This window comes from Streptomyces sp. Tek67B01 (assembly GCF_055231995.1).
Map to the genome: position 1 here is coordinate 2,110,430 of NZ_JBUYUY010000001.1, position 13,904 is coordinate 2,124,333.

10 protein-coding genes are annotated in these 13,904 nt (G+C 73.0%); 5 read left to right on the forward strand and 5 right to left on the reverse strand.

Features of this window, described 5'->3' with window-relative positions:
- Positions 1-99 precede the first annotated feature (99 nt).
- Both eccCa and ACV7NM_RS09295 read left to right on the forward strand, forming a co-directional pair.
- Complete coding sequence (gene eccCa, locus ACV7NM_RS09290) at positions 100-4,074, forward strand: type VII secretion protein EccCa (RefSeq protein ID WP_463409854.1); 3,975 nt, start codon at positions 100-102, stop codon at positions 4,072-4,074.
- An 89-nt stretch (positions 4,075-4,163) separates the two neighbouring features.
- A complete protein-coding gene (locus ACV7NM_RS09295; protein WP_463409855.1) occupies positions 4,164-4,397 on the forward strand; it encodes a DUF397 domain-containing protein in 234 nt (77 codons plus the stop codon).
- An 83-nt stretch (positions 4,398-4,480) separates the two neighbouring features.
- Here the strand turns inward: ACV7NM_RS09295 and ACV7NM_RS09300 are convergent, their stop codons facing one another.
- The 4 genes from ACV7NM_RS09300 to eccB form a co-directional block, all read right to left on the reverse strand.
- Positions 4,481-4,783 (reverse strand): WXG100 family type VII secretion target, encoded by a 303-nt coding sequence (locus ACV7NM_RS09300; protein WP_463409856.1) that lies wholly within the window; start codon positions 4,781-4,783, stop codon positions 4,481-4,483.
- A 45-nt stretch (positions 4,784-4,828) separates the two neighbouring features.
- The gene (locus ACV7NM_RS09305; protein WP_463409857.1) at positions 4,829-5,149 is read right to left on the reverse strand and encodes a hypothetical protein; all 321 of its coding nucleotides are present in this window, start codon (positions 5,147-5,149) and stop codon (positions 4,829-4,831) included.
- A gap of 215 nt (positions 5,150-5,364) precedes the next feature.
- Complete coding sequence (gene mycP, locus ACV7NM_RS09310; protein WP_463409858.1) at positions 5,365-6,612, reverse strand: type VII secretion-associated serine protease mycosin; 1,248 nt, start codon at positions 6,610-6,612, stop codon at positions 5,365-5,367.
- An 11-nt stretch (positions 6,613-6,623) separates the two neighbouring features.
- The gene (eccB, locus tag ACV7NM_RS09315) at positions 6,624-8,204 is read right to left on the reverse strand and encodes a type VII secretion protein EccB (protein ID WP_463409859.1); all 1,581 of its coding nucleotides are present in this window, start codon (positions 8,202-8,204) and stop codon (positions 6,624-6,626) included.
- A gap of 252 nt (positions 8,205-8,456) precedes the next feature.
- Here eccB and eccE point away from each other — a divergent pair, with 252 nt between their 5' ends.
- From eccE to ACV7NM_RS09330, 3 genes are all read left to right on the forward strand, one after another.
- On the forward strand, positions 8,457-9,731 hold the full coding sequence (gene eccE, locus ACV7NM_RS09320) for a type VII secretion protein EccE (protein WP_463409860.1): 1,275 nt from the start codon (positions 8,457-8,459) through the stop codon (positions 9,729-9,731).
- Positions 9,728-10,426, forward strand: a complete 699-nt coding sequence (locus ACV7NM_RS09325) for a hypothetical protein (protein ID WP_463409861.1) — start codon at positions 9,728-9,730, stop codon at positions 10,424-10,426. The genes eccE and ACV7NM_RS09325 overlap by 4 nt, the downstream gene beginning before the upstream one ends.
- A gap of 157 nt (positions 10,427-10,583) precedes the next feature.
- Positions 10,584-12,773: an SCO5717 family growth-regulating ATPase gene (locus ACV7NM_RS09330; RefSeq protein WP_463409862.1), complete on the forward strand. Its 2,190-nt coding sequence runs from the start codon at positions 10,584-10,586 to the stop codon at positions 12,771-12,773.
- An 82-nt stretch (positions 12,774-12,855) separates the two neighbouring features.
- On the opposite strand, the gene ACV7NM_RS09335 is transcribed toward ACV7NM_RS09330, so the two are convergent.
- Complete coding sequence (locus ACV7NM_RS09335; protein ID WP_463409863.1) at positions 12,856-13,812, reverse strand: bifunctional riboflavin kinase/FAD synthetase; 957 nt, start codon at positions 13,810-13,812, stop codon at positions 12,856-12,858.
- Positions 13,813-13,904 lie beyond the last annotated feature (92 nt).

The window sequence follows — 13,904 nt, forward strand, 5'->3', positions numbered from 1 at the left end:
GACGGACTGTAGGCAAGTAGGATCACCTCCCCCGGCCAGGCCCGGGAGTTGAGGGCGCCGGTTGTGACGTCCATCCGTTTTCGAGGGATTGATGCTCCGGTGAGCCAGATCGTCGTGAAACGCCCGCCCAGGTCGCTGCCGCCGGAGGTGCCGGCGGACGAGGTGCGCCTGGAGGCTCCGCCGGAACTCCCGCGGGGCCAGCAGGAGGGGATGCTGATGCAGCTCCTGCCGATGTTGGGCATGGGCTCGTCGGTCGTCTTCTTCTTCATGCCGGGCACGGCGCCCTTCATGCGCGTCATGGGCGTGCTGATGCTGGTGTCCACGGTGGGCATGGTGATCGCCCAGTTGGTGCGCCACCGGCGCGGCAGCCAGGGGCAGATGGCCGACGTGCGCCGGGATTACCTGAAGTACCTGGCGCAGACGCGGCGTCAGGTGCGCAGGACCGCGCGGGCGCAGCGCGACGCGCAGTTGTACCTGCACCCGGCGCCGGACCAGTTGTGGTCGGTGGTGGCGGAGGGGTCGCGGCTGTGGGAGCGGCGGGTCGGCGACGAGGACTTCGGTCAGGCCCGGTTGGGTTTGGGCTCCCAGCGGCTGGCGACGCCGCTGGTGGCCCCGGACACGGCGCCCGTCGACGAGCTGGAGCCGTTGACGGCCGGGGCGATGCAGCGTTTCCTGAAGGCGCACTCCTCGCTGGACGGGCTGCCGGTGGCGGTGTCGATCCGGGCGTTCTACCACGTGACGGTGTCCGGGGAGGCCGAGTCGGCGCGCGGTACGGCGCGGGCGCTGGTGGCGCAGCTGGCGACGCTGCACTCGCCCGAGGACCTGATGGTCGCGGTGGTGGCGGCGCCGGGCGCGGTGCCGTCCTGGGACTGGACGAAGTGGCTTCCGCACACGCAGCTGCCGGGGCAGGTCGACGGGGCGGGCACGAAGCGGCTGTTCGGGGACGACCTGGGCGAGCTGGAGGGGCTGCTCGGGCCCCGGCTGGAGGGGCGGCCCCGGTTCAGTCGGGACGTCTCGCCGGTGCTGGACCAGCCGCACCTGGTGGTCGTGCTCGACGCCAACTCGCCGCGTGGTGGTCTGGTGCCGCCGGACTCGGTGTTCGCGGCGGTCGAGGGGCTCCAGGGCGTGACCATCGTCGAGGTGGTGGCGGGCGAGCTGGACGAGCCGCGGGGCGGGCTCTCGGTCGTGGTGCGGCCGGGCCGGCTGCGGTTGGAGTCGGGTTCGGGCGTCGCGTACGAGGGGGTCCCGGACACGCTGTCGCTGCCGGCGGCGGAGGCCCTGGCGCGGCAGTTGGCGCCGCTGCGCACCGGTGGCGGTGACGACGACGAGCCGCTGCTGGCCAATCTGGACTTCACGGATCTGCTGAACCTGGGCGACGCGGCCCAGGTCGACGTGTCCCGCACCTGGCGGCCGCGGTCGGCCGGTGAGCGGCTGCGCGTGCCGATCGGCGTCGGCGAGAACGGCACGCCCGTCATGCTGGACCTGAAGGAGGCCGCGCAGGAGGGCATGGGCCCGCACGGCCTGTGCGTGGGCGCCACGGGTTCGGGCAAGTCGGAGCTGCTGCGCACGCTGGTGCTGGGCCTGGCGGTCACGCACACCTCGGAGACGCTGAACTTCGTCCTCGCGGACTTCAAGGGCGGTGCGACGTTCACGGGCATGGGGCAGTTGCCGCACGTGGCGGCCGTGATCACGAACCTGGCGGACGACCTGACCCTCGTGGACCGGATGGGCGACTCGATCCGCGGCGAGTTGCAGCGCCGCCAGGAGCTGCTGCGGTCGGCGGGCAACTATGCGAACATCCACGACTACGAGAAGGCTCGCGCGGCGGGTGCCCCGCTGGAGCCGCTCGCCTCGCTGGTCCTGGTCATCGACGAGTTCTCCGAACTGCTCACCGCGAAGCCGGACTTCATCGACATGTTCATCCAGATCGGCCGGATCGGCCGCTCGCTGGGTGTGCACCTGCTGCTCGCCTCGCAGCGCCTGGAGGAGGGCAAGCTGCGCGGCCTGGACACGTACCTGTCGTACCGGATCGGTCTGCGGACCTTCTCGGCGGCGGAGTCACGGACGGCGATCGGCGTGCCGGACGCCTACCACCTGCCCTCCGTGCCGGGTTCGGGGTACTTGAAGTTCGGCACGGACGAGATGACCCGCTTCAAGGCGGCGTACGTCTCGGGCACCTACCGCTCGGGCGGCCCGGACCTGTCGGTGGGGCCGTTCCCGGTGGAGCGGCGCCCCGCGCTGTTCACGGCGGCTCCGGTGCCGGTGGTGTACGCGGCTCCGGACCCGGCGTACCTCGCGGCGCGGGAGACCCGGGGGGACGACGCGCTCGCCGACACGGTGCTGGACGTGATCGTGGGCCGGCTGGAGGGGCAGGGGGTGCCGGCGCACCAGGTGTGGCTGCCGCCGCTCGACCAGGCGCCGCCGCTGGACCAGCTGCTGCCGGCGCTGGCGCCGAGCGAGGCGCGGGGGCTGCACGCGCAGGGGTACACCCGGCCCGGCGGGCTCGTCGTTCCCCTCGGGCTCATCGACAAGCCGTTCGAGCAGCGGCGGGAGGTGCTGTACCGGGACTTCTCGGGGGCGGCGGGCCACATGATGGTGGTCGGCGGCCCGCAGTCGGGCAAGTCGACGCTGATGCGGACGCTGATCTCCTCGTTCGCGCTGACGCACACCCCGCGCGAGGTGCAGTTCTACGGGCTGGACTTCGGCGGCGGTTCCCTTTCGTCGGTCGCCGACCTGCCGCACGTGGGCGGGATCGCCTCTCGTCTGGACCCGGAGCGGGTGCGGCGCACGGTCGCGGAGGTGGCGGGCGTACTGAACCGCCGGGAGGAGTTCTTCCGGGCGAACGGCATCGACTCGATCGGCACCTACCGGCGTCGGCGGGCGGCCGGCGAGCTGCCCGGCGAGGCGTGGGGCGATGTGTTCCTCGTCGTCGACGGCTGGGGCGGTTTCCGGGGCGAGTACGAGGGCCTGGAGCCGGTCGTCACGGACATCGCGTCCCGGGGTCTGGGATACGGCATCCACGTGGTGGTCACGGCGGCGCGGTACATGGAGGTCCGGGCCGCGCTCAAGGACCAGATCCTGAGCCGGCTGGAGCTGCGGCTCGGTGACGTCATGGACTCCGAGTTCGACCGCAGGGTCGCCGCGAACGTGCCGACGGGCATGCCGGGCCGCGGCCAGGTGCCGGAGAAGCTGCACTTCCTGGGCGCCCTGCCGCGCATCGACGGTTCGCACAGCGCGGAGGACCTCTCGGAGGGCACGGCCGCCTTCGTGGCCTCGGTCAAGGCGAACTGGGCGGGGCCCTCCGCACCGGGGGTGCGGCTGTTGCCGCGGCTGCTGCACGCGGACCAGTTGCCCAAGGGCGGCGAGTTCCCCCGACACGGCATCTCGATCGGCGTCGGGGAGACGGACCTGGAGCCGGTGTTCGTCGACTTCGAGACGGACCCGTTCTTCCTGGTCTTCGGCGAGAGCGAGTCCGGCAAGACGAACCTGCTGCGGCTCATCGCGCAGCGCATCGCCGAGCGGTACGGCCCGGACGAGGCCAAGCTCGTCGTCGGCGACTACCGGCGCGGTCTGCTCGGGGCGCTGCCTGAGGAGCACCTGCTGGAGTACGCGCCGATGGCGAATTCGCTGCAGACGCACATGGAGGCGCTGGGCGGGGTGTTCTCCCGCAGGCAGCCGCCGGACGACGTCACCCCGCAGCAACTGCGGGACCGCAGCTGGTGGACGGGCCCGGACGTCTTCATCATCATCGACGACTACGACCTCGTCGCCGGCAGTCAGGGCAATCCGCTGACGCAGCTCGTGGAGTTCCTGCCCTTCGCCCGGGACACCGGGGTCCGCTTCATCATCGCGCGGAACTCCGCCGGTGCCTCGCGCGCGCTGTACGAGCCGTTCATGCAGCGGATCAAGGAGCTGGGCGCGCAGGGCGTGGTGCTGTCGGGTGACCCGTCCGAAGGAGATCTGCTGGGCAACGTCAGGCCGCGTCCGCTGCCGCCGGGCCGGGCCCACTTCGTCTCGCGCCGGCGCGGTACGTCGCTGGTGCAGATCGGGCGGCTGCCGGTTTCGGGGGCGTGAGAAGCGCGAACGCTCCCCGTGACGCCACCCGGGCACCGATAATCGGGCCAGAACGCTGCACCGCAGTCGCACGAAGGGAAGGCCGCGCCATGGGGTCCCAGCAGGAGAAGGACGAGCTGTACGCGCTCGACATCAGCGACGTCGAGTGGGAGGGCCCGCCCGGGACCAGTCCCGACGAGGAGCGCGTGGAGATCGCGAAGCTGCCCGACGGGGCGGTGGCCATGCGGTCCTCGCTGGACCGGGACACGGTGCTGCGGTACACGGCGGCCGAGTGGGAGGCCTTCGTGCTCGGTGCCCGGGACGGGGAGTTCGACCTGCGCTGATCCGGCTTCGGTCCGGACGGCCCGAGAACGCGCGAAGGGGCGCGCCCGGTACGGGCGCGCCCCTTCGTCGTGGACCGGCGGGCTCAGTAGGCCTCGGTGAACAGGCGCGAGGCCTTGATGTCCGTGGCGTGGTAATCGCCCTTGCCGCGCTCGATGAGCTGGGCGACGGTCTCCAGCTGCTTGTGCATGTGGTCGGCGGCGGCCTTGTACTTCTTTTGAAGGGTGACGTACTCGCGGTGCGCCTCACCGTCCCAGGTGTCGGTGACCACCTTGACGGCGGTGTCCATCTCGTCCAGGTCCTTGAGGATGTTCTTCGAGACCACTCGGATGCGGTCCGCCATCTGCTGGACGGTTTCGTACCTGACCTTGGTGTGGCCGTCGGACACGGTCTTCTCCTTCGCGCGTGGGCGTTGTGGGCAACGGGGCCGGGATCAGATGCTGTTGAGGCCGGAATTGTTGGCGGCGGCGAAGGCCGCCCGCACGTCCTCGTCCTGGGCGTTGGTCAGGTTCTTGGTCTCCGACACCGCGTGGTGCAGGACGCCGAGCAGTCGGCGGATGTGGTCGTGGTCCAGGTTGATGTCCTCCTGGGCCTTGATGAAGCCGCCGGCGCCCACGCCGGTCCAGCCCGCGCTCACCGTGGCGATGATGTCGGCCAGTTCACGGGACTGCCGCGACACGGCGTCGGCCGTCTCGGAGATCCTGTTGGCCGCCTTGACGACCGGATCGTCCGCAAGTCCGAAATTGCTCGTCATCCGAAGCTCCTCACTTCTCAATTCGCCGGCAGAACCGGCGGATCGCGTGGCGGAGCAGGCGTTCCGAGCGCGGAATCAAGCCACGCGCTCACGGAAAATCCCCCTCCGCTTCACGCCATCCCCCGATCACAGTCGTGAAGCCTGCCGTCACTCTAGCCAGTCCATCGGCCCGCCCCAACACCGGTACGGCACTGCGGTGGTGGACCGGACCGCCGTCAGGGACGGCGTCGACGCCCCCGGGCGTCGCGCACGACGGTCGCCGTGCCCGCGATGACGGCGATGAGGACGACGGCGACTCCCAGGGCGTACGTACCGAACCGCTCGTCCCGCTCCTGCACGGTCTCGGTGAGGTGCAGCGCCGCCGCCTGCGGGGCGGCCGCCGGCGGCGGGCCCGGGTCCGGGGCGGGGGCCTTGGGGGGTTCGCGGTCCTGGGTGAGGGCCCGTACGGGGTCGACGACGCCCCAACCGACGTAGTCGTCGTGGCCGTTCACGGAGCGTTCGGCGGTGTCCTCGATCTGCCAGACGATCTGCTGCGCGCTCCAGTCCGGGTGCGCGGCGCGCAGCAGGGCGGCGACTCCGGCGACGTAGGGCGCGGAGAAGCTCGTACCGTTGTCGACGCACTGGCCGAAGCCGGGCACGGTGGAGACCATGTCGACGCCGGGGGCGGCGACGCCGATGAAGTCGCCGGGCTGGGAGAAGGCGGCCCGCTCGTTGTTGCGGTCGGAGGCGGCGACGGCGAGGACGCCGGGGAAGGCCGCGGGGTAGGTCTTGCGCTTCTGCCCGGTGAGGCCGTCGTTCCCGGCCGAGGCGACGACCACCACCTTCGCGTCGACGGCCCGCTGGACGGCCTTGGCCAGCTCGGAGTCCGCGGTCAGCGGGACGTCGGTGTCCTGGGAGATGTTGATGACCTGGGCGCCCTTGGACACCGCGTGGTCAATGGCCTGGGCCAGCGTCGCGGCGTTGCCGTTGCCCTGCCCGTCGTTCTGCCGGATCGGGATGACGGTGGCCTCCGGGGCGAGACCGACGAAGCCGGTGCCCTCCTGCGGCCGGGCGGCGATGAGACCGGCGACCTTGCTGCCGTGGCCCACCGTGTCGTTGGTGCCGTCACCGCCCTTGGGGTCGACGAAGTCCTTGCCCGCGCCGATGTCGAGGGCGCTGCCGAGCTGTGGGTTGGCACGGTCCACGCCGGTGTCGATGACGGCGACGCGGACGCCCTTGCCGCGGGTTCGGGCCCACAACGCGTCCAGGAGCAGCCGTTGCAGGGCCCAGGGGCGGTCGGCGATCTGCTTCTTCATCGGGAAGGTGCACTCGCCCGCGCCGGCGAGGGAGAGGGCGTACGGGACCGACGGTGCGGCGGGACCGGCCGCGGCCGCCGAACCGCAGGCCGCGACGAGGGCGAGGACGGCGCTCAGGAGCAGGCTGCGGGTGGGCGCGCAGCGGCGCCCGGACGGTCGCTGGGGCATCGGCGGCATCCTCACGAGCCCTGCGGCTGACGGGCGGAGTTGGTGTCCAGCCGGGGCCCCTTGGAGAGGAACTCCGACCAGGCGATGGGCACCATGGCGGGGGTGACCGAACCGTAGCCGAGCCGGATCTGCGCTTGGCTCGCCTCGGGCCGACCGTCGCCGGCGCCCTGCCCCTTGGGGCCGCCCGCACCGATCTTGGACTGTTCGGTGTCGCTGTCGCCGTTGGCCTGTACGGCGTAGCGCAGGCCGGTGTCGGTGACCAGGAACAGGGAGCCGCCGGCGGTGGTCTGGCGGCCTTGGACCTGGGTGTAGAGCAACCCGGAGCCGGGGGTGACGTACGCGCCGGTGCCGCTGGCGGCGATGTCGACGGGGAAGCCGGTACCGGCCCAGGTGCTGAGCGTCGGGTTGCCCTGTCCGTCGACGGAACGCAGCACCGCGCAGACCGTGTCGCGCGGGGCGGCGCCCTGCGCGGAGCCGGGGGCGGCGGTGACCCGGTTGACCTGGGCGCCCTTGCGCTGGGGCCACTTGGCGTCGCTCTTGAACGGGGTGGCGTTGTCCGGGTTGAGGGATTGCAGGTCCACCTCGCGGGGCTTGCCGTGCATGTTGAGGGCGTCGGTCGCGGGCGCCGAGATCAGCAACCAGGCCACGAACTCCGAGACGGGTGCGACCCGGTCGGGCAGGACGACGTAGTGCTGCGTGCCGGAGCCCGTCTGGGCGGTCAAGACCATGCCGACCTTGTTGTCGGCCGTGCCCAGGCCCTGGACGTTAGCCTTCTCGCCCGCTTTGCCGGGCAGTTGCGGGAAGGCCAGGTCGTCGCCGGGGGTGAGGGTGGCCAGCCACTGTTCGGTGACCGGCTGGGGGGTGGCGCCGGTGCCGACCAGGGCCGTGGTGAGGGTTCCCGCGTCGGCGGCGCCCTCGGGGAACCGGTACTTCGTGCCGGCCGCGTCGACCAGGTAACGCTCCTTGGAGCCGCCGGTGTTCTGCACGTACAGCACCTGCGTGTCGGTGGTCTTGCGGCCGTCGTCCATCAGCTTCGCCTCCCGGTCGGCGAGGACGAAGGCGGCGGTCTGCACGCCCTTGCCGTTGCCGCCGGGCTGCTGGCAGACGGCCCAGCGCTTGGCCTTGCCGGCGTCGGCCGGGGCGGGCAACCGGTCGGGCGCGTAGGGGATGCCGATGATCGGGCCCCGCGGGGGCTTGCCCGCGTCCAGGACCTTGTCGTCGATCTGGAGGACCTTGGACTTCGCCGGGTCCAGCAACAGGCGGGCGGAGGCCAGGTTGAGCACGGGGTGCAGCCGGGTCTGGTCCTTGCCGTTGACCTTGGTGGTCAGGACCACGTACCGGGTCGTCGACTGCTTGCCGACGATGACCTGCGTGCCGGGCTCGTCCCAACCCTTGGGGGCCTGGGGTTTGAACATGCCCCACGCGCCGAAACCCGCGACCACGAGCGCGCCGACCACCAGACCGGGGACCACGGCGCGCAACGGGCGGGGCGCGCCTTCCTCGGTGCCGGTGGCGGACGGCTGGAGGAACGCGGCCACCGTGCGCCGCTTCGCGAAGGTGTACGCGTTGAGCTCATCACGTCGTGATGCCATGACCGCCTGATTCTCGCCGCACGGCCCGGGTAGCGGACACCGGTCCCCGGGCCTCGATGATCGGACCGGGGACCTACTATGCCTCTTGACGGACGGTACGCACGGGGCGGGTAGGCTCAGTCGGCCGCCAAGCGGCCCGCGGACCAGGGCGGTCGGGGGCCCGTCGGGGCGGATTCGCAAGACTTCGGGGTGCGGCGGCGACCGCCGCGCAGGAGCGTACGGGGCCCGCCCCCGGGATGGGGAGGTGCGCGAGTGACGGCCACCGCGACGGAGCCACGGACGGCCTCGGCCACACCGGCACGCGCCGGGGTGACACCGCATCCGCGGTCGAGCCCGGGCCGGTTCGGACCGTTTCGACTGCAACAGCTGGTGCTCCTCCAGATCGCGGCCGCCGCCCTGTTGGTGGCCTGGGTCGTGGAACCGCTGTTGCTGGTGCCCGCGGGAGCGCTGGCCCTGGTCCTGGTGCCGCTCGCGGTCGTACGCCGCCACCAACGCTCCCTGCCCGAGTGGATCGGGGGCGCGATCGCCCTGCGCGCCCGGCGCCGCCGGGCCGCGGGCCGCTCCGTGCCGGCCGGCGTCGAGCCCGGCTTGGCCCCGCTCGTCGAGGCCGAACCCGCCCTGCGGACGCTGACGTTCAACGACCGCGACCGGCGGCCGGTCGGGATGGTCGGCGACGGGACGTTCCTGACGGCGGTCGTCCAGGTCGACATGGACGCCACCGCCCTGCGACCGGACCGGGGGGCGCGTCCGCTGCCCTTGGGCCTCGTGCGGGACGTCCTCGAAGTGGACGGAATCCGCTTGGAATCGGCCCAGTTGGTCCAGCACACACAACCGGCTCCCGCGCCGCACCTGCCGCCCCAGGCGATGGCCACCCGCAACTACGCCCCGCTCCAGGCCAGTACGGGCACCCCGGCGGTGCGGCTGACGTGGATCGCGCTCAAGTTGGACCCGGAGCTGTGCCCGGAGGCGATCACGGCGCGCGGTGGCGGACTGGGCGGCGCGCAGCGGTGTCTGGTGCGGATCGCGGACCAGCTCGCGAGCCGGCTGACGGGCGCGGGCTTCCGGGCCGTGGTGCTCACCGAGCAGGAGCTGACGAGCGCGCTGGCGACGTCCTCGTGCGCGAACCCGAGGGCGATCACCCAGGCCGGCCGGGCCGCGGGCACGGGGCGTCGCACGGAGGAGACGGCGCGGACGTGGCGCTGCGACGACCGCCGGCACACCACGTACTGGATCGGCCGCTGGCCGCAGTTGGGCGGTGCCGGCGCGGCGCTGCCGCAGTTCGTGGCGTTGCTGACCTCACTGCCCGCGCTCGCGACGAACTTCAGCCTGACGATGGCCCCGGCCGAGCGTCAGGGCGTGACGCTGACCGGGCACGTACGGGTGACCGGGCGCAGCGACGAGGAACTGGTGGCCGCCCGCCGTGAACTGGAGCGGACGGCCCGGGGCGTGAAGACCGGACTCGTGCGCCTCGACCGCGAACAAGTACCGGGCCTGCTGGCCTCGCTGCCGCTGGGAGGAGCGCGATGAGGGGCGGTTTCGGGCTGATCGGGCCGCGCCGTGAACGCCACGTGGTCCCGGCGGCCGACCTGGACGCGCTGGCCCTGCCCGTAGCCGACGACGGGGTCGTCATCGGGGTGGACGCCGAGGGCCGTCCGGCGGTGCTGGGCGTCAACCGGCCCACGCCGTACGAGGTGACGCTGATCGGCGGCCTGTGGACGGCGCAGGTGCTGGCGCTGCGCGCGGCGGCCACGGGGGCGCGGGTCGCGGTGGAGACGGGGCGCGGCCAAGTGTGGTCCGGGCTCGCCCAGGCGGCCGGCGGCGGTCAGCAGTGCGTCACGCTGCACGACGTCGGGCGGGTGCCGCCGCAGGGCGCCTCGGCCGGCAGCCCGGTGCTGGTGGTGCGGGACTGCGGTATGCGGCCGCCGCGCGGGCGGGTGGTGGCGGGGCCGTGGCAGTCGGTGCTGACCCTGCTGCCGTACCTGAGCCCGGCGGCGCCCCGGCTGATGCGCAACGCGTCCCTGGTGGGGGTGCAGCGGGTGTCCCCCGACGAGGCCGCGCAGATCGGTCGCATGATGCACCTGCCGCGGGCGGCGGTGGAGTCGCTGCCGACGCTGGGGGACGGGGTCACCTTGTGGTGCACCCCGCGCGACCGGAAGTTCGTCATGACGCAGGGCACGGAAACGGAGACGGGCCTGCTGGGCCCGGCGCGACGGATCGACTGACGCGCCGGCCGACGGGGCGGCTGACGGGCGAGGCGGCGCCGTGAGGGTGTGAGCCGGGGCACGGGGGCGAACTGGGCGGCGGCGCGCGATTAGGCTGAGCGTGGGCGCGGCGTCGAGGTGGGCGCCTGACCGGTGTTCGACAGACCAGGAGGACTCAGTGAGCGGCGATCGGAACGAGAGGCGCGGCGGGACGTGGGACGTCCCGACGGACGATCAGTCCGATGCGGAGCCCGAGGTGACGGGCGAGTTCACCATCGACTACACCCCTCCGGCCTGGTACACGCAGGGCGCGGCGCAGGCTCCCGCCGCGTCCGTGCCGGCGCTGCCCGAGGGCAGCGGCTTCGAACCGCACCGCCCGTCGGACGTGACGTCGCCTCCGACGATGCGGATCGCTCCCCCGGCCCCGCGTACGCCTTCGACCGACGCCGTGGTCCCGCCGCAGGTGTTCAGCACCGTTGCGCCGGCGGTCCCGACGCCGGTGGCCGACCAGGCACCTACGCCGGCACCGGCGCCTGCACCTGCACCGGTGACCCCTGAGGACGCGGCTCCGGCCCCTGCCCCCGTCGCCGCTCCGCAACCGGCTCCCGTGCCCGTGCTCGCCGAGGCCCCGGCCGAGGCGGCGCCGGCCGCCCCGGCGCCCATCGAGCCGACCCCGGTGAGCCGGCCCCCCGTGGAGGCGATCCCGGTGGAGGCGGCGCCCCCCACGCAGGCTCCCGCCCCGATCCCGGCCCCGGCCCCGGCCCCGGCAGACGCGGTACCGGCCGTCCCAGTACCGGCCCCGGCCGACCCGGCCCCGGCCGATGCCGTACCGACGCCGGTCCACGCGCCTGCGGCCGACGCCGCGCCGCCCGCGCAGCCCTACCGCACCGCCACGCCGCCAGAGGGCACTCCCGTGCCCCCCGCTCCCTACGCGGTGACGCCGCCCGGGCCCTACGCGCCGCCCGTCACCCCCGCGGACGCCGTCCCGCCCGCCGCGGAGCCCCCGTTCGGGGGACCGGGCGGTGAGCTGCCCCCGCTGCCGCACACGTACCAGGTCCCGGACGGCTACGGATTCCCGCCCCCCGCGCCGACCCCCGCCCCCGCGCATCCCCAGGCCCAGCCGCAACCCCAGCCGCAAGCGCAGCCCCAGCCCCAGCCGCCGCACGACCCCCGCGCCGGTGGCCAGTGGCCGCAGCCCGCCTACCAGGCCGGCCCGGCCACCGGCGGGGCGCCGCTCGGCTACACCGCCGCCGTCGAGCTGTCCTCCGACCGTCTGCTGCGCGCCAAGCAGAAGCCCAAGCCGACCCGTTCCGGCTTCCGCTTCGGCGGCAAGGCCGCCGAGGCCGAGCGCCTGCGCAAGCTCGAACTCATCCGCACCCCGGTCATGTCCTGCTACCGCATCGCCGTGATCAGCCTCAAGGGTGGCGTCGGCAAGACCACCACGACCACCGCGCTCGGCGCGACGCTCGCCACCGAGCGCCAGGACAAGATCCTGGCCATCGACGCCAACCCCGACGCGGGAACCCTCGGCCGTCGCGTCCGGCGCGAGACCGGGGCGACCATCCGCGACCTCGTCCAGGCGATCCCGTACCTCAACTCGTACATGGACATCCGGCGGTTCACCTCGCAGGCGCCCTCGGGCCTGGAGATCATCGCCAACGACGTGGACCCGGCCGTCTCGACCACGTTCAACGACGAGGACTACCGCCGCGCCATCGAGACGCTGGGCCGCCAGTACCCGATCATCCTCACGGACTCGGGCACCGGTCTGCTCTACTCCGCCATGCGCGGCGTCCTCGACCTCGCCGATCAGCTGATCATCATCTCGACCCCGTCCGTGGACGGTGCGAGCAGCGCCAGCACCACCCTCGACTGGCTGTCCGCGCACGGGTACGGCGATCTCGTCTCCCGCTCGCTCACCGTCATTTCGGGGGTCCGCGAGACCAGCAAGATGATCAAGATCGAGGACATCGTGCAGCACTTCGAGACCCGCTGCCGCGGCGTCGTCGTGGTGCCGTTCGACGAGCACCTCGCGGCCGGCGCCGAAGTCGACCTGGACCTGATGCGGCCCAAGACCCGTGAGGCGTACTTCAACCTCTCCGCCTTGGTCGCCGAGGACTTCGTCCGCGCCCAGCAGCAGGCCCCGCAAGGGCACTGGGGAGCGCCGCAGCCGGGCGCGCAGGCCGGGGTCCCCCAGCCGCAGCCCTCGTACCAGCAGCCGCCGGCGCCCCAGCCTTACGCCCAGCCGTACCCGCAGCCCGGACAGCCCTGGCAGCAGCCCCAGCCCGGCCAGTACCCGCAGCAGCCGCCGCAGCCCGGACAGCAGCCCCAGCCCGGTCAGCCGCCGCGCGATCCCCGGCTCGGCTGACCCGACGCCGCCCGGACGACGCGAAGGGCCCGTACCCGCCCCGAGGGGAGGTACGGGCCCTTCGCGTCGTCCGGGCCGCCGCTCAGCGCTGCGTGTCGTACGTCTCCGTGAGCACGCGGGACCGCTTCACGTCGTCCGCGATGGCCTCCAACAGCCCTTCCAGCGACTCGAACTTCGCCATGCCGCGCACGTAGGCGAGGAAGTCGACGCCCACGTGCATGCCGTAGAGCTCAAGCCCGACACGGTCGATCGCGTAGGCCTCCACCGTCCGCTCGGTGGCGTCGAACTGCACGTTCGTGCCCACCGAGATCGCCGCGGGCATCCGCTCGCCGTCCGCCGTGAGCCAGCCCGCGTACACCCCGTCGGCCGGGATCGCGGTGTGCGGCTGCGTCTCGACGTTCGCCGTCGGATAGCCGAGCTCCCGCCCGCGCTGCGCCCCGCGCACCACGACGCCCTCGACCCGGTGCGGGCGGCCGAGGATCTCGGCGACGCCCTCCATGTCGCCCTCGGCGACGAGCTTGCGGGCGAGCGTCGACGAGAACGGCACGCCGCCGCCCGCCTCTCCGCGCACGACCAGGTCCACGACCTCGACCTCGTAGTCATAGGTGGTGCCGAGCTCCCGCAGGAAGTCGACGTTTCCGGCGGCCTTGTGGCCGAAGCGGAAGTTCGGGCCCTCGATGACGGCGCGCGCGTGCAGCTTGTCGACGAGCACCTTCACGATGAAGTCGGCCGGGGACAGCTGCGAGAACTCCGCCGTGAACGGCAGGATCAACAGCGCGTCGACCCCGAGGCCCGCCATCAACTCGGCCCGACGCTCGTACGTGGCCAGGATCGGCGGGTGGCTGCCGGGGCGCACGACCTCGCTCGGGTGCGGGCTGAACGTCACGACGACCGAGGGCACGCCGAGTTCGCGCGCCTTGGCCACGGCCTGTCCGATGATCAGCTGATGGCCGCGGTGCACTCCGTCGTAGGAGCCGATGGTGACGACGCTGCGTCCCCAGTCATCGGGGATGTCCTCCAAGCCACGCCAGCGCTGCACTGAGACCGCTCCTCGCCCGAACCCGCGGGTAGACCCCGTACCGATTGCCGATTGCCGATTGCAGGTCTAAGACTGCCATGCCCTCCGCCGCG